The sequence below is a fragment of the Haloarcula sp. H-hyl6 genome (assembly GCF_056934455.1).
Window position 1 is genome coordinate 105,645 of sequence record NZ_JBRIIK010000005.1, and the last position, 20,671, is coordinate 126,315.

Here is a 20,671-nt window from a genome sequence, read left to right on the forward strand (position 1 = left end):
CGGACACTCAATCAAATTATAATATGTGTATAAGGGAATATCCGGTAGTTCGTTATCACATGTGCAATCTGCAACTAGGGTGTAATATTCAACCCTCCCGAATAGCAAGCGCATGACCTCCATCCTCGAATACCGCTCCAAACAGCTTTCGCTGGACAGTCCGTGCATGTCGGTAAAAGGCCGTTGAGGAGATTCCTAACATCTCCGCGACTTCTTCTCCAGTGCTTTGTCGTGGTGATTCAAAGAACCCACTATAATAGGCTGTTTGAATGACCTCCAGTTGTCGTTCAGTCAGTTCGTCTAAGAATTTCGAATACAAGTCATGGTCAGCCGACTGATCAAGAGTCTGTTTAGAGTGCAACTCAACGCCAGAGAACGTTTCACGAACAAGTTGCATTATATTTCGGACTGTAACGCTTTCTGGCATATCGATGACAAGCGTCGTCGTTGTTGGGTCGGCTGTGGCTTCCCGGAAGACAGCACCATGATTTGCCAGTTCTAAGGCCAGAAACGGTTGTGTTAGCTGTAACCGTAAGACGTTGCCTTCTCCATCACTACTAATCGTCTGTACATCATCGACTGCGACGAGATCAGCGGCAGCACTCTGGAGTGCGTCGATGGTACCGTCCTTGACGGTCACAAACACATACTGTCCTTCACTGGTTTGCTGGACACCACCATGATACGAAAGAGAACAGTTTGCTTTTTGAGCGAGCCGAGACAAGACAAATGAGGAATCTTCGATAGTGAACTCGACACGAGTCATCGATGTCGTGAGAAGGGCATTCTTCCTCTCAATGGCGCTGAGGGCCGATGCGATCGTCTTGCCGAGTTCCGACATGACTGCCTGTGTCGTCTCATCAAACGCATTCCGACTTCGGGCGTAGACCGTAAGGACACCATGCATGAGGTCATTATAGATCAACGGTATACTCAACACCGATAGGTAATCACGAGCAAGAGCGTCCTTGCGCCATGGTTCATCGTGCAGCCCAGAAGCAGTGTTTGGTACCATCGTTACCTTTCCCGATGCCGCTGTTTGTACCATGGGTTCAGTATTCGACTCGGTTACAGCAAACGATCCGCTGTCCAGATAGCCTTGTCCATCACCTGCCCATGCCCGTGGCTCAATCGAGTTGGTTGATGAATCGACCGTTCCGATCCAAGCAAACCGAAACCGGTCATCGTCGGTCAGCAATTCACAGACTGTATGATCGATTTCTTTTCTAGTTTCAGCCTGGATAACAGCTTGATCAATCTCTCGAATTGTCTCATTAATCCGATTCAGTTGGGTGAGCTGTTTATTTTGTTGTTGGAGTGTCCGGTCCTGTTCACGAAGTTTAGATTCACGAGTCACCCGATCGAGAGCTGCCTCCGCCGTTGCCGCTAGCAAGTCTGCAAGCTCACGGGTAATCTCATCAAATGCGCCAGTGGTGTCCGAGCCGGCGACAAACACACCATGTTCTCCAAGCGGAATGTATGTCGCACTACGGAGACCTGTCGTCTGGTTCCTGAGCCGATCAGCATCATGTACGTCGTCGAAGAATAGTGGTTTGTTCTCGACGAAGCTGTAGCTCACAAGCGTTTCGCCATCCGCATGAACGGTTGTTAGTGGACCGTTCACTGTTTTCATTTGTTTCGAGTGAGCTATAGGACGAAGATTATTGCTATCAGCGTCGAAGAGATACACAGCACCTGCATCAAGACCAATGACATCGGAGGTATCCTCGACGATATGCTGAGAAATCTCTTGATGGGTTTCTGCGTACAAGAAGTCGCGTGCAGTCTCCTGAAGTGTTGTCAGTGCTTCCTCGCGCTGTTTGCGTTTCGTGATATCTCGACAACTGTAAAGAAGCGTTCCGTCTTGGATTGCTACCTCCCGGACGTTGATTAGGAGCGTGTGTTCTTGGCCGGCCTGGTCGGTTGCCGTGCATTCGATATTCTTCAGCACGCCGTTCTCCGCCAGTTCATTACGATCGAATAGATTCTCGCCTAGCAGTTCTTCTATTGTCCCCATCTCGTGGATTTCCTCAGCAGTGTACCCGAAAATAAAGTGAACATTTGGACAGACATACGTATATTTGCCATCTTCATTCGTAATGAGGATTGTGTCGGTCATATTGTTGAGTGTGACGCGATGAAGCTCTTCAGACGCACGCAAATTTCGCTCTAGATCCACTCGTTCGGTAATGTCGACGCCCTCGACAACAATCGAGACGAGTTTGCCTAAGTGATTCTCAACAGGGCGAACTGAGAGATCAATGACCCGTGGATCATCGATTTTGGAGGGTTGCGCGATGACTGCGTTACCGAATTTACCAATTCCTGCCTTCTCTACGAGGCGTTTGATGTCTTTCTGCGTTCCGTTGGAATGTGACCACCAAGGAAGCGTCCAGAACGGGTCTCCGACGAGCTCATCGATTGTCTCGTCGACCATGTCACGGGCAGTTTGGTTTCCGCGGATAAGTGATCCCTGCGGGTCAAGAACCCATGTTGCTGTACGAGAATCGTTAAAGATAGCGTCAAACTGCTGAGCCCGCTCCCGTTGAGTTGCTGCACGCTGCGCAGAGCGGACTTCCTGTTCGGTCCGCTCCAGAAGTTCCTCCATCTCCTTCTTCTGCTTGATAGAATCTGAGAGGGCGATATAGTCGGAGACGCCCGCGCGGATGGCTTCACTGGCAATTGCCTCACTTCCAGAACGCGTGCTCAGTATAATCGGGAGAGTAATGCTAATGCTGCGAACCTCTCGAACTAATTCTACCCCTGTTGCTTCCTCAAGTGAATATTCGCTAATAATACAGTCAATCGCCTCAGTTCGAACCTGTTCGAGAGTCGCTCTTTTGGTTGTAGCCCGTCGTACAGTAGCTTCAGTCCGTGTTTTGAGCAACTCTGCAAATGGCTCAGGCCATTCAGAGACTCCAACAACCAAAACACAGGATGAATCGAGAACCGACTGAGAAGTGGTCATAATTTCCGTTCAGTAAACTCTCTTATGCGCGCTGTAGTGTTGACTTGCAAACAAACCCAACATGCTTGATTCATGCATAAGCGCATGGCTATTCTAATAGCTAACTTCCGAGATACCTAAGATGTTTCTCATTCAACCACTCATCAATACAGCCGGACGTGGAAGCTATGTTCATTACTAATTACACACCAGATTCGATCAGTTCTACATCAAGCATATAGTAGTTATCAACTGAAATATCACGCAAATCTGAAATTCTAATTTGGAGTTGTAATATATACGAAAATTTATTTATATCTCGTGCTACAGTACAGTCAATGGATCAATCCACCGCTTGCCGGTCACTGATCACGTCTAGTCGGTAGACACACTGTGAGACTGGTAGTGTCTCGGACAAAATACGTAATACTGTCCTGGAGTAAGACTCGGTCAAGAACCCGCCATGTCGAGTGAAACAGTCTGGGTCAAGAAACGAGGTCCGATTGGAGCAGGGGCCACCGTACACATTCACACAGATCCTGACTGCCAACCGCTCCAACAGGCAACAGCTGTCGAAAAAACAGAGCGACAGAAACTCCCAGATCACTGGCCAGATTGTTCACTCTGTGCAGGGACTGCTGCTACAGGTGGCGTTTCGGAAGGCAAAAACACGCATACCCGCTTGCAACTCCTCGAAGAGACTGATCCAGATACCCTCCCGTAATGTTGGCGACTCGCGGCACGGCAGACCGTTCTGTGGCGATGACGTGGCGAACGCTAGTCGGTTCAGGTATGAACCAATACGGCTGCTACTCGGGACGGACAACATCCTCACAGGCCGGACATTCAGCCCAGATGCCAGTCGTGCCGTCGGTTTTCTCGTACTCGACCAACAGCCACGCGGCAGATATACTCGCGCTGCATTCTGGACACCGACCAAGCGTCGACGCATCACGGGTCATGGAAAGGGGAAGGAGCGTGTGACAGTTGCCCTTCCACGAGAGTATGATTCGGCTACGAAAATAAGCGTTTGGTGGTGTAATGTTGCTATGTCCGGCGGTTTAGAGTGAAATTCGTCTCCGGAAGGGTTACATGGTGTCTCGTGCATCACAGGCTACGATGGGTGTCCGCACAGTCCTTGAGCAGATCCTCAACGACGAGATGACTGTCGTCGTCGAATGTCGACAGTGCGGCACAACTGTCGCGCCAGAGACTGACGAGTGTGACGCGTGTGGGTCGACCGCGTTTTGCCGATATGAAATTCCAGGGTAGCCGGAAGCAGCCGTCAGATGGATCCCGGTAGTAGAAGGAGAAGTTCGACGAACTCCCCGGATCAAGGTCCAGACTAATATTTTTGTCACACCACTCACAGAGAGGAGCGTTTCCCTCGAACTGAACAGATCCCTGGATCTTCAGCACAAAGGACACACCGAACAGTATATCCAGCTTTCTCACTCTGAAAACTGAGATCAAGATACTTGAGTGAGCCTATGACATATTGAGTGAGGTTGTGAGCTGTTGTTTCGTGTTAAGTCCGGTATGGAACCGCTCAGCGATCTCTGACTGATGATCCGGACACGCAAGAACAGCAACTGCACCATCTTGGACTGGGATCATGGGGTAGTGGGGATCGTATGGCGAGAGGTGACAGCTGGGACACCCCAAACCTCCGGCGGGTTGGTGACCGAGGAGATCTGCGGTGTTCTCGGTTGTATACTCACAGATCTCGGTAAATTGTGTGAGATGGGTATCACAGCCAATAAGCGGAATTGTGAGCTGATTAAGAAGTAGGAATGAAGGCATAGCGTTCGAATGGAACGCAGACTCACACGCAGTACAGGGAATCGGCGGATGACTCCGGAAGTCGTCCGATTAGGGGGAGGTATCTGCTGGAGACATACTGAGTTGCCTGACTCTGGGTCGTCTCGTCAGACGGGTAAGTCATGGGAAAATGATTGTGACCTAGCACACCTACAGAGCGGTGTATTCTGCCGTGTTGAATAGATGCTGAGTCGCGGTTAGAGAGGTTCACAGAGCGGTTCTATGTTCGAGATGGCGAACATCAGGACGATTTCACGGAACTGCCGATACCAGCCCAACGCTCGCACGGCGTCGCCGAGCGAGCGCTTCGTTGTCGAATACGAAGTCTCGGCCATCCAGCGCTGAGAGTAGCCTTCTGCCCGGATGAGCGCGTTATGCCCTAGCGTCAACGGCCTTGATCCACGTTGTAAGATGAGTGGTTCGACGCCAAGCGCGTAGAACTCGTATTTCGTGATCCAGTTGTGGAACGCTTTGTCAGCAGCGACGGACAGCAGGTCGTCGGCGTTCCGGCGGACGACCTGCGGCCCGGTCTTGGTATCGTGTTTCCACCGGGCTGAGATATGTACGTCGAGGACGGCAAGAGATTCTCTATCGGTTAGTGTCGTCACTTTCAGCGTTTGTACATTACTTCCCGACCGCTGGCGGTATTACGACGAGGCAGAGCGGCGGTCGAAGAACGTACTGTCGAGTGCGGCGTGGCCAGACTGCGGATGCTGCTGCGCGGAAATGCGCAGCAGCGCCCGCCAGACCCACATTTCGAGCCGGTCGAACGATTTGTGGATCGTCGTGTAGTCCGGCAAATCGTCCTGATCAAGATCGAGGGCGTTACGGATCTCCGCCATATACCCCAACCGATTCGGCGTTTCACGGTAGCTGTGGCCTTCTTCGAGCCGAAAACAGTGCAAGACAACGTGGATCCAGCGGGCGAACCCGCCACGAGTGATCAGCGTAACTGTTGAACCCCAATAGTGAACGCGACCGCAGTGTGTGGAAACCGAAAGATCTCGTCGAGATCGGCATGTTTCACGGCGTCTCTCCCGACCTGTTCAGAACTTATGCAGACCACTCCTGGCGGGTTCGCCCGCGTGCTTCCCCAACGCTTCGTTTGGCTAGGTGCCGACGCTGCTCAACGAAGTCGAGGAGATCGACTTCCATAGGCAAGAATCGATTTCCTCGGCTTCGCCCTTCTAAAGCCGTGATATCGACTGATTAGATCGCTATTCAACAGAGCAGATTATTCCGTTTCTGGTGGTTCGTGCGGAATCCAATTAAGTAGTCCTCCTCTGTGCATCCGTGCCGGCGTGGCGGTTCGCGAGAGCTCTCAGCAGGGAAAATGACCGTTTTGAGTTCGTTTGGCACCGTCGGTGAATTGTCATAACGAAACTACATCCACCTCGGCTTCCATTGTTCGAGTGATCTTATTTTGCGAGGTGATCAGCAGACTAAGGGAGAGAACATAGCGAGACACACACACCACCCTGCAAGTGTTCTTCGTTCAAGGGAGTGAGTGCGGTCATCTTGATGGAAACCCCAGACACATATAAAGATGAGAAATATAGACAATTGAGATCACATCTTAAATCTGCCTAAAAAGTCTCCTAGTGTATATAGGAGGTTTAAACACTCTATTCTATGAATAGGCAATAACAGCAACAACAACATTCTTATTAACACTAGCTAGTAGTAGACACAGAAATTGTATTCTTGTTGTCTGATCCCACTCTCTAGGCCAATATTCTCGTTTATCCGCTCTTGTACCGCTCTTCTTGCCGTACCTATTCTGAAACCGAGAACACTTGCAGGGTGGTGTGTGTGTTCGCAACTCTAAGCAGTTGAAACACTTGCAGGGTGGTGTGGAGTGAACACTTGCAGAGTGGTGTAGTAATGCTCTACTCTCTCCGGTATCGATGTGAAAATGGGTCTGCAAATGTTGTACACGAGATTCGCCTCTGATTTTCGATTCACGTCTAGTGCGAGATTCTTAACCGGAGTTGCTCATTCATCCGGTTTGACTGGTCCTTTATATTTAGATTTAATTTGATCACCGTCTCGCCACTGCCAGTAGTAGTAGCGATTGTTGTTGATCTCCTTGATCGTGATCGTCGCTTTCACCGGGACATCGTCTGGGCGGTCATCGAGTCGATCCTCAACGTTATCTGTATCTGACTCCTCCTCAAGACGTGCTTCGCGTTCTTTGTGTTCGGCTACTTCCTCGGCGTAGCGGGCAACGTCCCGAAGACGATCTGGTGGGAATTCGTTGAGCATGGTGACGATCTCCGTCGGGAGGTTCGCCGGTGGGGTCGGGGGTTCGTAGGACATCGGCTACTCTCGTGTTAACCAACACTACCTGCGACTCCATAGTTTTGTTGGTTAAGACGGTAATGAGGGCTCCCATGCTCACTGACTGTAACACCACTCGAAATTTCTTTATATACAAGTTTCGTACTACGCTCTTGCGTAGGAGATTGTTGACCGCTTGCTGTCTTGCGATTTTGGATTGTGTCGGCTGAACTCTGGCCGGATAAGAGAAGCGTTCAAGTCGGTATTTGTAGATTCCTCTCAGAATACTGCAACCGTATCAACAATCTCCTACGGAAGAGCGTTAGCAATTTTTGTATCAGCACATACGATGCCGATTTCTGGTATCTCGAAATTAGAAGCTCCTTCTTCCTCCGATCGACCTCGGGCTTTTAGATAGAGGTTGAATGCAGCAAGCTGACAGGCACGCAGATCAAGATCAATTCCATATAGATTGTGACGTAGTATCTTCTCTGGTATTTTAGCGCGCTCCAAATCAGGACGCTCTCGATGCCAAATTCGCTCAAGAATATCAAATGCGTATAACAAGAAGTGGCCACTACCACAGGCAGGATCGATTACTCGAATATCCTTAGGTTCCTCAAATTCTGGAGGTTCGCTTTCGTCTTCTGTGGGGACTAAATAGGTGCTAAAGTCTGCTAATGAAGGAGTCTCAGTAGGAGATCCATCACGAGATTTCCGTTCTTCGACTGAAATACTGCTTTGTTTTTCTATAGTAGAATGTAACTCACCTTTCGACTCGAGATACATTTTGGAGAGGCTGTTATCGGTAAGCATGCGAACAACCCAGTGAGGAGTATAGAACTGGTTAGCAGGAGGAACGTCCTCTGGCTCTAACCCCACATGATCTCCTTTTCGACGAAGCTCGTCTAGCTTTGAAGCGTTATAATACTCGTATACCCAACCAAGAACATCGTCTGCACGCCATACTGCATCTGGGATTTCATCAAGTTTCCTACAGAGATCTTTAAAGGTATCAACGGTGGGATCAACAATACTATAAGGTGAATCAGGATCAAAGAGAATTTCAATTTCTTCAGTTAAATCCTTACAAACCCGATCGTACGCTTCAACAATTGCTTCATTTGGATTGACATATTCTTCCTGGTGGATTTTTTCAGCTGCGGGAGTCAGATCTGAATCGCCGAACTGAGTAACAGGCCGGTCAATGAAGCCCCTGACTTCCATGCAGCGTAGAGCAGTAAGGCGATTTACTATTGTGTATCCCACGCCCATTACATACCGATCAAACTTTTCATCCCAGGATTTATCATCATCCTCCTCCCGCTCAACTGCTGTGACTAACTCTGTTCGAACATCTACATCTTCGCCAGAAAGATCTCTTCCACCATTTTCATCCTGTAACTCGTAGGCGTGTTCAAATTGGTACTCTATATCTGCCTCAACGGTCTCTCGGAGCTCTGTAACGACGTCTTCGAGATGCTCTCGTTCCGATTTATCCAGCTGAGCTTTCCCCTCAAGAGAAGATTGTCCTGACATAATGTACCGCTCTTGTCTCCTACCTCATAATGAGCCCACATCAAAGTTCCCTTGCCGTCCGTTCATTCGCTCGGAAATCGTCACAAGAACTTCTAAGTAGATACCACAGTCTCGTCATAGTATGGCTACAGGTCGAAACGGGGAGTTGGATTCATGGCTCCCATCTCTCGTTGGGAAACTCCCCGAATCGAATATCACAACGGATTTGACTCAATGCGGGCTCCAAACCAAGAGAACGCACGATATCGCATCTCTCTACGCGGACGAACTCGATTGGACGTCGGTCAAAGAGATCTGGTACGACGAGCGCGTCGGGGATCGCAGCAGTCGAAATAGCTCGAAGAAGCCACTCATCACTATACGTGCCCGGCTTCAGTCAGTAGGGGAAGGACTTCCATCGGTCCCACTGCTTCCAACAATTCTAGACCAGTGTCGGAACGAACGAGACCAGGCACAGGTGCTCTTTCTCTATCTCGTCAACCATGACGGGCTGGCTCGTTATGTCGTCCACGAGTACCTCCGCCGGCTGATGAAACAAGGACCCTCCGCACTCGACTTCGAGATGAATACTGTTCTTAGCATTCTCGACGAGTTCCGAGACAAGGCTGGCGAACCGCTAGAGTACTCGGAATCCACACAGAAACGGTGGGTACAGGGGCTCAGGTCTGCCCTTCGTGATATCGGTGTGCTCGAAGGGAAGACCGAGACCGCCGGTCAACCCCCGAAGGTCGGCGACGTTCCCCTCCAGGTTGCGGCCTACTACTCCTGGGCTCAGAACGGCGACGAGTGGCTCACGAAGCCGATTGGCTGGCTCTACCTGTTCCAGTCCGAAGAGTACTGGGAACCGCAGAGCAAGCGGCTGGCAGGATATGAGGGCTGGACGCACCACGAAGCTCGGAGTCGCGTCTGGTTCGAACCCGTCGACGACTTCTACACGATGCTCGCGGAGGGATCGGCATGACTTCCATGGACGACCTGTTCGAGAAGCAGGATGCGACCTTCGAGGAGTCCATTCGTATCGACCGGAAGTTCGAGGAGGACGAAGACAGAGCCGCTCATCGCGATCAGCTCTACCGCCACTACCTCGACACCTACCACATCACAGATGCCTCAGAGAACTTCCTCCGGGACTTCTTCACTCGAATTCACGGCCACGACGAGGAGATGCGGAAGGGAGCCAATCACTGGCTCTACGGGTACTACGGCAGCGGGAAGAGCCATCTGCTGACCGTCCTCAACCTCCTTACCGCATCTGCAGACCTCGCAGAGGAAGACAGAGAGGAAGTCTGGAATCGGCTGGATTCAGATAGCGCCTACAGCGACCTCTTCGATACCTGGTCCTCGATGCTCGACGAGTACCGTCTCGTCCCTCTCCCGATCAACCTCCTGAAGTACCAGAGTGTTCGGGAACAGAGCTTCAGTGAGATCATCCTCCAAGCAGTCTATCAGGCTCGAGGCCTCTCGAACCGACTCGACGTCGCATTCTTCGAGGAGTGGTACCAGAATCAGGGAACGTGGGATCAGCGTGACGAACTCACGAAAGAGGTCCTCAAAGATGAAGACGTTCCAAACACGGATCGGTACTCGTGGGACGACGTCCAACAGTACCGAACCCTCTCTGATCTCGTTCTGGAGGAGCTCGTCGAACGAGAGACAGGAACTGCAGATGGGTTGGCGGACATCCAACGCCAGGATATTGGGCAGCGGATGGCTGTCGAAGCCATTGAGTCGTATCGTCAAGACCTTGAGGCGGAGTCTGAGAAGCCGGTAAAGATCGTCCTCCTCGTCGACGAAGTGACGCTCTTCATCGGTGGGGACTACCAGCGTCTCTCGGAACTCAACGCACTCGCAGAGAGTATCGATACGATTGGCGAGGGGAACATCCAGATGGTGGCGACGGCGCAGTCCGAGATCGAGGACGTTCGACCGGGACTCGCTGCGAAGCAACTCGACTTCGGGATTCTCAAAGACCGGTTCCCCCACCAGTACCACTTGCCAAGTCATCACGTCGGGGAAATCGTTCAACGTCGCCTCCTCGAGAAGACCGAAGAAGGATCAGACTGGGTTGAGTCAGAAGCACTGACGGCGCGGGTACATCCGACATCTACGTTCGTCTATTCAGAGGTCGGGCAGAACACGGAGCCACCTCTCAATCGAGTCAAAGAAAAGGAGTTCGTGCAGTTCTATCCGCTCCTGCCATACCAGCCAGCGCTCTTCCTAGAGATACTCTCGAACCTTCGGAACGAGTTGGCCGACTCGACGAAGTCGATCTTCTCAGGGACAGCGAGAGCGATTCTCGCCATCGTCGCCGGACTCCGAGACCGATGGATGCGCGACGAAAGCAAAGACGAGCTGTCCCTCATCAGCCTCGTTGACTTCTATGACCTGATTCGGTACGAGCTCGAGGACATCATCCCCAACGAGATCGAAGTCCTGGAGGAGATCGAAGCCGACGAAGACACGACTGACTTCGATCTCAAGGTCGCAAAAGTAGTTTTACTCCTCTCGTACGTGCCCGACTCAGTCCCGCAGAACGACGCCAACATCGCGGTTGCGGTGATGGACGATCTTAACGGGCAGCCGCGAACGACCGTCCGAAACCAGGTCCAAAATTCACTGGAGAACCTCGACAAGTACATCAGGCCAAACACGGCCGAGGACGGTCCTCTCCTTCGGATTACGGATCGGGAGGAGCGAGAGATAATCGAAGAGGCACGCAAGAACCGCAAGAACCCAGATTGGGACGAGATTATCGCCGCTTTCGACAATGAACTCTGGGCGGACATCAGCCCTCGTCTGAATCTCCCAACCTCGGTTCCCTACGGTGGGGACGGCGACAACTACCCAATCTCGTACAACTTCTCCATCGATGGACAACCACTAGATGGGGCGGACGAACACGAGAGTGCGCTCGAAGCCACAGTGGTTATCCGGGGCGTGCGACCTGATGTCGACTCTAAGAAAGTCAACGAGGGAACGATTTACTGGTCGGTCAAGGAGGATGGGTTAGATGATCTCCGAAGCCAGCTCATCGAGTGGTGGTCGTTCCACGAAGCGACGGCCGAGACGGAAACACCCGATACGATAGCCCGAGACGTCGAAGATGCAGCGGACAGGGTGAAAAGTAAGCTCGCGAGCGCGCTCAAAGATGGCTCGTACAAGGTTGAATCTCAGGAACCGCGTGGTCTCGAGTCTGCGGTCAAAGAGTGCATCAACCGTGCCTATCCCTCGTTCTTCCATCCCGTCATGCTCGAGGTGGACCAGAGCTACCTCTCGGAGCTAAAACGACTCGACGACGAGGAGTACCCGGAGTGGGCACAGAAAATCGATGTCCCAACACCAGATGCGGAGGTGTCCACGATGGGGACGATTGCGAAAGAGATTCGAGGCGCAGTCGGTCGAACGTTGGTCGACCATGACAACGAGATGGGTCTGCCAGCGCTCTTCGAAAAGATCACCGAGGAGACGCCGTTCTATGGAGAGGTGAAACCGGCAGTAACGGCGGTCCTCTGGGGGCTGTGTCGCGCGGGGGAGTTCCGTCCTGTTGCAGAGGACGGAGAGGCTCTCGCCGCGGATGAACTGCTGACGCTATCTCAGCAGATGGAGATCAAGCTGCGTACGGCGCCGTCTTCGACGTCGCTCAAGGAACAGTTCATCGATGCTGGAATCATCGACCCGATTCAAACGGTCGACGAGGGGATCGTCGCCCTCGAAGAACTGAACGAGTCGGTTAAGCGGCGAGCGCGAACGCTTGCAGAGACGACAGAAGTCAGTACAGAGACTGAATTAGAGAGCGAGGCGCTCGTTTCGCTGGTTGCAGCCTTCAGTAATGCGCTCTCGGAACTGGCGGATAGCGCTGAATCTCGCGCCGACGCAATCGCTGCTGACGACACGGACTGGGAAGAGATAATCGACCAGGTGGCGAGTGACGAAGAGTGGATGACTGCGGTTGAGGATAGATGGGATTCCAGGGAATCCTACCTATTACAACTCGACGGGCTGCTGCGGTTCAGAGAGCTGGAGATTGACTGGCTTAGCCAATCGTTCTACGACGCACTGGACCAGCTGAGCCAACAGCTCGAAAACGAGTCTAGTCGGGAGTGGTGGACGCAGGAAGGCTGGCAGTCCTTCGATCAGTCACTGGATGCTCGGTTAACTGCAATCTCAGCGCTTGAAGAGGATTGGTCGGCTCAAGTGGCAGAGACCAACGCGAAATCACTAGTGACGGAACTCGAGGGACATCAATGGCTGATCCCGCCCCTACAGCTCCCTGAGCACAGCGTTCACGATGGATTTCAGTCCGGATATCTCCGCCCACTTCGGCACTTCAGAGATACCCACGAAAGCATCCAAGCCTGTATTAGTGCGTTAACGAATCGGGAACCAGGAACTCATGACGAACGCACACTGAAACGAGCGCTCGGGACGGTGTCCTCAACGACGGATTGGGACAGCCTCACCGAGGACCGAGTCGACACGTATCGAGAAAAGTACGAGACTGTAGAGCAGTTGGTCGGTGGGACTCGACCCGAGGAAATCGAAGGCGTAGGTGTGCTATTCGGCGATGAATCTGCACTCAAGGGCCAATTTGAGCGCCTCGTGAAGTCGAGGAAGCCGACGATTGAACAGATCGATGGAGGTGTGATTATCAAATGACGTCGACGCGAAACCCGCTCAAGAGATTCACCGAGGAATTGGTCGACTTCGCAAGTGGCGAACGGCGGGGAATTCGAAATCCCTTCGTCATGGTGCCAGTCGAACCATCTGTTGAACACCGAGTGACGGAACGGTTGGTTCAATGGGCTGACCCCGAGACACCAGATACACTGACGAACTGGGCTGGCATCGAGAACCAGGCCGGCAACGAACTCACAGTCGAGTGTGTTCGGCTCGATCACCTGATGCCCGAGACGCGTGTTTTCGAAACCACACTCGATCTCGGGCCTCTTGAGCGGACCACCACGAACGCAGTAACGGAGACACTCGAAACGAGTCTGGCTGACGAACTCATCGGGAAACTCGTCGAAGGACAACTCAAAGGCGAGAACGCGCAGCAGCATATCCTTCTGCTGGTGAACCTCGGAAGCCTCTATCCGTTCACCCGCGCCTCAGAGCTGCTCGATGAGATGGACCGCCGAAACGTGAACACTACAATCGGAATCCCATTCCCTGGTTCGATTAGAGGAGGGAAATTGAGCTTCTTCAACGAAGACGCGCGCCACTACTACCCAGCCCACCGAATTGACGAGAAAATCACTGAGGTGTATCTCGATGACTGATACGACACTTGAATCTCTGTTTGCTCGCTCGCCGACGCGAGAACTCGAAGAAGTACAGAAAGTCAACGAAGTCGGCCAAGCCGAACGGGACATCGACGAGTTCTACGAGACTGATAGCGCTCGAAAGGTACTCACAGAACTCGGTGAAGTCGTCAACAGTACAGGATCACAGCCACGCTTCCGGTATGTCCATGCCACCTTCGGATCTGGGAAAACGCACCTTCTGAAGCTGATCGGAATCGCGACTGGCGAGATCGAGGGGCTCGAAACGGTCGCTCCGAAGCTGTCGAGTCAATTCTCTGGATTCAAGGAATTCAGAGACCGACTCAATTCGTCCCACATTGACCACCTGGTCCCCCTGTTCATGAACCTCCTCGACCGGGACAAGGTTCGTGACTCGACGCTCTCGCTCCTGATCTACGAGGAGCTAGGGAATCAGCTCAACTACCCGACTGACCCACTCTGGTTACTCGAGTGGGCGTGGACCCTGGAGATCGAGCATGGGCTCTGGAAAGCCGTAGGCTCTGTAGAACACGATGGAATGTCGTTACAGGAGGCAGCACAAGACAAGGCTGCGCTCCGTCCATGGCTCTATGAAGCACTTCCCGAGATGGACGAGACTGACGGCACGCCCTATGCAACAAAAGATGGCGTCAGGGAATCAATCGAGCAAGCCACGGAACGGATCAGTACTGAGGCGTTCACACCCGATGAACTCGTAGAACGGCTGGACCGAACGAAGCGCTACTTACAGGAATCAGGCGAGACGTACGAGTTCCTCATCGGGCTCGACGAAGTCGCCATTTACGTTGGTGACCAGCAACACCGCTATCGAGAGTTCCTGGAGACGGTCGACACACTCATCGCCGACATTAATCCCCCAATTTTGGGAACAGGACAGTGGTCGCTGCGGGACATGCAGCAGGATTTCATGGGAGAGGTCGATCCTGAGGCGTGGTACACGAACGAAATTCCGCTCCGTGGTGCTGACACTGAGATCATAGTCAGAAAGCGATGGCTCCGAAAGTCAGATTCCGGGGGGAACACGGTACACAACCTGCTCGAACAGGCTCCTGACTTCGAGTTAGAACTTGCCGACGCTTCAGAATACACCGACGTCGGAGAGCCCATAGAGGCGTATCCCTTCCGTGAACACGACCTCTGGTTGCTCCGCGAGGTCATGCAGAGTCTCAAGAAAGAAGACTTGGAAGTGGACAGAGAGTATGTTCAGGGACGAGCGCTGCTGATTCTCGTTCGTTCTCTCTTCACCAGCTTTGATTGGTCCCAGAAAGAGCCTGGAGCGGTCGTTGCGTGGGATGAAATCTATGATTTGATTGAGCGCGAAACAACGGACATTCCGGGGTGGGCAAAGGACCAGATCCAGAAAGTCGAGAACACGACTGACGAGATGGGGGTGAGTGTCGCAAAAGTTCTCTATCTCCTTGGCCAGGTCGACGCCGTCCAAACAACGAAGGAGAACATCACACGGCTTCTGGTTAGCTCAGTAGATACTGACATCGATCAGCTCGAAAGCGATGTTGAGGAAGCCCTCAAAGCGCTGATGGAGGACAACTTTGTTCGAACCGACGAGAGTGTCCAACCGCAGACATACAGAATCCTGTCGAAGGAGATTGTCGAGTTCTGGGATCAGATTCACCGGGAGGCAGCAGAGCTTCCTCAACATCAAGTCCGGTATAATATTGAGGACCTTCTCCGGGAGGCAGATCGTGGTCGGTTGACCGCGGATGATTCACTCCGCACGCGGAATATCGATGGAATCTCCGACGCCCCGTACACGTTCCGCTACACTGTATTAGACCAAGTCGACTCATCACCGGAACCTCGTTTCGATGGTGTAGTTGCCAGGGTACTAGCGGCTGACCCGGATACAATAGAAGAGTCACGAACGAGATGGCAGGAGGCGAACGCTGGTGAGCAAGGCGTTGAAGACGTCCTTATCGTTATTGAGCTTTCAGAGGGCCTTCGAGAGAGTATTCGGCATCTGATTGCGCTGGATAAGTTATTGGAGCCGGGGGCTAGCGCAGAACTCCGTATCGAGCAACAACAGGAGGAGGAGACCGTCGAAGACGAGATCGAGGAACTTCTCTATGGAGCGAAGCTCTATACGCCGGACCATAACACGACGCGAGGGACGTATCTAAGCAACATCGATAGTGTGCTCGCTGATGCTGTCAGGGAGAAATTCGAGAACAGGAAAACACTCGATACACGGCTGCAGGAGGTTGACGACGCTCGTACCCTCTTCGAGTTCTTCAACGGGAATGGTACGTGGCCGTTCTCAAGCGACGACGCAGAAATGCTCGGGGTCAAGACAGTTCCGAGAGAGATTAGTGACGGGTGGGCTGAAGAGTTCCTCAACGATTACGCTGGAGAGGAATTAGTGAGTGGAGAGACTGTCCTCGAAGAAATCGCTGGTCGGCGGGGGAAATATCTCGGGACGCCACGCGAGGCACTGGCGGCGCTTCTGATCACGCTCGCCGCAGCAAACAAAATCGAGATCAGACGTGATGGGGTCCGTATCGAAGACCCGGGCGAAATCGGTCGCGTGATGCGACGTCTTTCCGATATCCGTGACATCGATATTGGATTCGATCCGGTGGATATTGAGGGAAGTAGTAATCTAAAAGCGGTCTATCAGTCTCTCCGAGGGTTCGCCCCACAAGGGAACGATCCGACCGCTTGGCTTTCCAATCTCGCATCATGGGCAGAAAATAATAGTTCGGAGATTCGGAATGTCTGTGCTCGTGTGGATCTCGAGTTTGACGAAGAAATTACGCTGGATGCGCTCCGTGACGCGTTAGAACCAGGGATGGCTGGTGGTGAACTCGACGATACAGTACTGACTGAATCGCCAGTACCAACCCAGGCAGAGTGGTTCCACAAAGCTGAACCATTATTCGAGGATGAGGAGCCGCTCTGGGATGAGTTCAACAGTACACTCGAGACGATGCGATCACTGTACCAAGATGCTGCGATTACCTACAAGATGGAGGATGCCGTCGATGGGTCACGTATCCCTTCCAAGGAGAGCCTGACTAAGCTCCAGACAGAGGCTCAGGACTTCCGTACCTCACAAATTAGTGAACTCTACCACCTTCTCACGGGAACCGCACCTGAAGCGGATTCGATCTCGGATCTCTGTTCAGCGGTCGAGCAAGCGTTACTGGATCAAGACATAATCGTTGATATTGATTCCGCCACCGAGACGATTCCTGGAGTGAATTTCAAGTCACTCAGAGAACTCGATGAGATTGCGGCATCCGCGGAAGACATCTCCGAATCAGATATCGCATCAGGGAACGCAGTCAGCGAAGCTGGCCAGCTTGAGAAAGCACGAGGGCTACTTGAGGACCAACCGGACGGGTCACTCTACGCCCAGCTCGAATCTCGGTATGAGGAACTTGACTCGGAGCACTCGGATGCGTTCATTACGAAGCAGGTGAAGCGTGCACTAAGCGGGCCAGACCTCGTCACACCGTCGCGAGCAGAAGCGTTGGTGAAACAGGCCGATGCAAAGCTCCAGTCAACGGACGATGATGACGACGATGAAGACGATAATGACCAAGATGACGACGGACCATCTGTCGACGAGCTCTGGGCAGATGTGACTGAACCAGGTGACGGCACTATTGTGGTTATCGATACAGAGGAGGGAGACCGATGAAATCGCAACCGACGACGACGCTCGAAGACCAAGCGAAAGCTCATCTAGAAGATGAATTTCCTGACGACTACGCAACAGCAGTTCGAGTCGTCTGGTGGGACGACGGAGGACATCTCCGAGAGGTCGTCCATGCTGCTGCAGACCGGATCGGCGTGGGATTCTCGGAGGCAGAACGGTTTCCTCTCGAACTGAGAAGAAACGCAATCAACGAACCGGAGACTCCCCACGTCTGGTACATCCCCCAAGCGAAGGAGAATCGTGACTGGTTCAGAGACATCCGTGAAACTGGCGGTGAAATCGAACTCACGATCGAACAGCTGACTGCCGAGCTGTATGAGGTCAATCCCTGGGATATCTATGATGTTGAGCGAGGGACGGAGTCTGACCGCGAAACTGCGGCGAATGTAATCAAAACTCAGTTCGCAAGCGGTGGAATTCCACGCTACGGGGACCTGATCGGTGAGATAATCACAAAAGGAGAGGGCCAGATTTTAGAACACCTCCTTGAAGGAGGATGGCCAGAAATCGACAAGGATGATGAAACGATTGCCCGAGTACAAAAGTCGCTAAAAGACAGGCACGTCGCTCCTGCAGACAATGCTGAAACACCAGAGGAGATCGAGGACGTCGTCTGGAAGTGGGCCGTTGCCCGCTGGCTCGTCGCCGAGGGAATGGATGTCGACGCCTTCCCCGAGGGATATGGAAACGTGGGTAGCACCCTTGGCGACATCAATCCACTCAAACGAATAGTCGATTCCCGACATAGCAAGCGGTTGGCAGAGCGCTATCTGAGCGAGAGCTACTGGGGGGACGTAATCGAATCATCCGACGATGCGTGGGAGCTCGCTGCCTGTCCGGTTGATGGAGCGCTTGATGCAGCTCTGTGGGATGCTTGGCTCGAATCATTAGAAGAGGGAAGGTACACGGAATGTATCGAAAGAGCGAACGAACGACAACAAGCCCTCGGGGTGTATCCGGACGATATTCCCTGGACGACGCTCTGGGAACAAGCCGAACAAGTAGCCGAGTTGGAATTGCGGTTCGCAGCCTGGGAAGAGCGGTCCCAGTCGTTCGACCCCTTCGACCAGTATGCCGATCAGGAAGACGGAACCTGGAAGATCGACTATGGAGTGTTGGAGCTCGAGATAACAGGTGAACCCGAGCAAGATAGGCTTCTCAACTCTCACCCAGCGACGGAATCGCTCCCTGAGATTCGCGCCGAGCTCTTGGAGACGCGGTATATGAACTATCTTGAGGAGATGAGCGAGGCAGTAGTCAGTTCGTTCAGTACTGGATCGCCTCTGGCGGGGAAAGACGCTGCCTACGAGTGGTGGACTGACAACGAGCAGGATCTCGCAACAGGGGAAACAGTCGCCCTGTTTCTGATTGATGCGCTGCGATTAGACCTCGCTCGGGAGCTGGCCAACCGCCTTCGAGAAGACTATTCGATCGCCGAAGAGACCAGAGTTAGCACACTTCCATCGGAGACCAAGTTCGGGATGGCTGCACTCACACCGGGGCGAGCCCACAGGTTCCGTGTCAAACTCCGGAACGGGAAGCTCTCTGTCGAACGAGGTGGCCAGCGTCTCGACAACAAAGGAAACCGAGTGAAAGCCCTTGAACGAGAGGGATGGGACGTACCGGACGATCGCGATTCCGGGTGGCAACACCACCAAATCGCCTACTACGACAAGGACATCGACGACATCGGTGAGAATGAACTCGACAATCCAGAGAGTCACTTCACCAGTTACATCGACGAACTCTACGATCTGATCACAGAGAAGCTAGAGAACGAAAACTGGGATCGAATCTACGTCGTGACGGATCACGGATTCGTCCTGCTCCCGAAGGGGACTACGATGGAATCGATTTCTAGCTACGACGGAGATGGAGAGGTCAAATATCGGCGAATCGCTGGAGACGACATCGAGGACGCCGGAACAGGCGTCCGAGTCACGGGTCAGACACCCGGGGCAGAATATCTGAAAACGTCAGTTCGGTTGCTCGCCAAACCTCGACAGTACAACAGCAAAAGTGGGCTTACCGACGCCCGCTATTACCACGGTGGGATCCTTCCGCAGGAATGCATGCTGAACTTCCTCCGAGTCGAGAAAGAATAGCACACGGCGAGACAATTCGCTCGTGAACTTGATTAATAAGCGCAGATGAGTACTGTGTACGCAGATGGGCCACGTCTACTATCACCATCCCGGTGACAAGCAATTCTCTCTTGACTTCGTACATCCGGATCCTGCTGAAATCGTCTCGCAGATAGTCGGTTACGATGACGACGTCGCAGTGAAGGTCCAAGCATACGATATCGACGAAGAATTCTACGTCGTATATACGTCCCGCGTCGGCGGTGAGCCTGTTCGTGAAATCGATTTTAATCTAAGTGAGTCACTCGCGAAGATGAGCGAGGACAACAGCACCATCGTCGTTCGGCTGCTTGAGATCTACCGCGCCCTCATCGCTCAGAACGAGGAAGAAGAAGGCGTTCCTGTCGAGGCATACAAGAAGATCGACGTCGACGCGCTGCCGGACGTGCTTGATCGGACGTCGTGGGAGGGCTCAGCAACAGCCGTTGCAGGTCGACTCGCCTCGAACCTGATTCTGAAACACGCACTTCCGAACGCCAACCACCGGACGGCTGTTGCACTGATCCAGTTCTACCTCCGGCGTCTGAATCCGAACTTCTCCATGCCGGAAACGTCTATAGAAGTCGATCCAGAGACGTACGACTGGCGGGAGTGGGTTAATGAGTACATCAACGAATCGAAGCGGCTGTTGACCGTTCGACGGAAGAACGTCCTCTTCAAGCACCTGTACCGCTTCGGCGCGAGAACACTTGAACGGAAACACGCGGTCGAAATCGACTTGACCGCATACGAGCTGGATATGTACCCGAGTGAGGCGAAGATCGTCTATGCGGAGCAGCATGAAGACCTCTGGATCGAGTTCGTCGAGGAGGCCGTCGAACGCGCAGGGTATCCAGACCTGAAGGAAACGCCAGGGCTATCGAAAGCAGAGTTCGCTGAAAAGATTCGGAACCTCGACTAAGGAGTGCCGTTAGTCTTGGAGTGTGGCGACTGTTCGGCCCGTTTCTTCGGCCTCTTG

General features: G+C 52.8%; 10 protein-coding genes and 2 pseudogenes. 6 read left to right on the top strand and 6 right to left on the bottom strand.

Annotated features, from left to right (window positions below):
- Positions 1-88 precede the first annotated feature (88 nt).
- From Hhyl6_RS22910 to Hhyl6_RS22935, 6 genes and pseudogenes are all read right to left on the bottom strand, one after another.
- Positions 89-2,968, bottom strand: coding sequence for a bacterio-opsin activator domain-containing protein (locus tag Hhyl6_RS22910; RefSeq protein ID WP_483741538.1), 2,880 nt, complete (start codon positions 2,966-2,968; stop codon positions 89-91).
- Positions 2,969-3,756: 788 nt separating this feature from the next.
- On the bottom strand, positions 3,757-3,909 hold the full coding sequence (locus Hhyl6_RS22915; RefSeq protein WP_483741539.1) for a DUF7837 family putative zinc-binding protein: 153 nt from the start codon (positions 3,907-3,909) through the stop codon (positions 3,757-3,759).
- Between the two features lie 1,056 nt (positions 3,910-4,965).
- Positions 4,966-5,706 (bottom strand): annotated as a pseudogene (locus Hhyl6_RS22920) (IS5 family transposase); the annotation flags it as partial.
- A 132-nt stretch (positions 5,707-5,838) separates the two neighbouring features.
- Positions 5,839-5,923: pseudogene (locus Hhyl6_RS22925) on the bottom strand (IS5/IS1182 family transposase); the annotation flags it as partial.
- Positions 5,924-6,763: 840 nt separating this feature from the next.
- Positions 6,764-7,087 carry a DUF6788 family protein gene (locus tag Hhyl6_RS22930; RefSeq protein WP_483741540.1) on the bottom strand — a complete coding sequence of 108 codons (324 nt, stop codon included), beginning with the start codon at positions 7,085-7,087 and terminating at the stop codon, positions 6,764-6,766.
- 270 nt (positions 7,088-7,357) lie between these two features.
- On the bottom strand, positions 7,358-8,587 hold the full coding sequence (locus tag Hhyl6_RS22935; RefSeq protein WP_483741541.1) for a DNA methyltransferase: 1,230 nt from the start codon (positions 8,585-8,587) through the stop codon (positions 7,358-7,360).
- Between the two features lie 121 nt (positions 8,588-8,708).
- Here Hhyl6_RS22935 and Hhyl6_RS22940 point away from each other — a divergent pair, with 121 nt between their 5' ends.
- From Hhyl6_RS22940 to Hhyl6_RS22965, 6 genes are all read left to right on the top strand, one after another.
- Positions 8,709-9,548, top strand: coding sequence for a BrxA family protein (locus tag Hhyl6_RS22940; protein WP_483741542.1), 840 nt, complete (start codon positions 8,709-8,711; stop codon positions 9,546-9,548).
- Entirely contained in the window at positions 9,545-13,243 is a 3,699-nt protein-coding gene (locus tag Hhyl6_RS22945) for a hypothetical protein (RefSeq protein ID WP_483741543.1), read from the top strand. The genes Hhyl6_RS22940 and Hhyl6_RS22945 overlap by 4 nt, the downstream gene beginning before the upstream one ends.
- Positions 13,240-13,866: a BREX protein BrxB domain-containing protein gene (locus Hhyl6_RS22950; RefSeq protein ID WP_006093017.1), complete on the top strand. Its 627-nt coding sequence runs from the start codon at positions 13,240-13,242 to the stop codon at positions 13,864-13,866. The genes Hhyl6_RS22945 and Hhyl6_RS22950 overlap by 4 nt, the downstream gene beginning before the upstream one ends.
- Positions 13,859-17,551, top strand: coding sequence for a hypothetical protein (locus tag Hhyl6_RS22955; RefSeq protein ID WP_483741544.1), 3,693 nt, complete (start codon positions 13,859-13,861; stop codon positions 17,549-17,551). Before Hhyl6_RS22950 ends, Hhyl6_RS22955 begins: the two co-directional genes overlap by 8 nt.
- Positions 17,548-19,674 carry a BREX-5 system phosphatase PglZ gene (pglZ, locus tag Hhyl6_RS22960; RefSeq protein ID WP_483741545.1) on the top strand — a complete coding sequence of 709 codons (2,127 nt, stop codon included), beginning with the start codon at positions 17,548-17,550 and terminating at the stop codon, positions 19,672-19,674. The genes Hhyl6_RS22955 and pglZ overlap by 4 nt, the downstream gene beginning before the upstream one ends.
- Positions 19,675-19,738: 64 nt before the next feature.
- A complete protein-coding gene (locus Hhyl6_RS22965; protein WP_483741546.1) occupies positions 19,739-20,614 on the top strand; it encodes a DUF8172 family protein in 876 nt (291 codons plus the stop codon).
- The last annotated feature ends 57 nt before the right edge of the window (positions 20,615-20,671 follow it).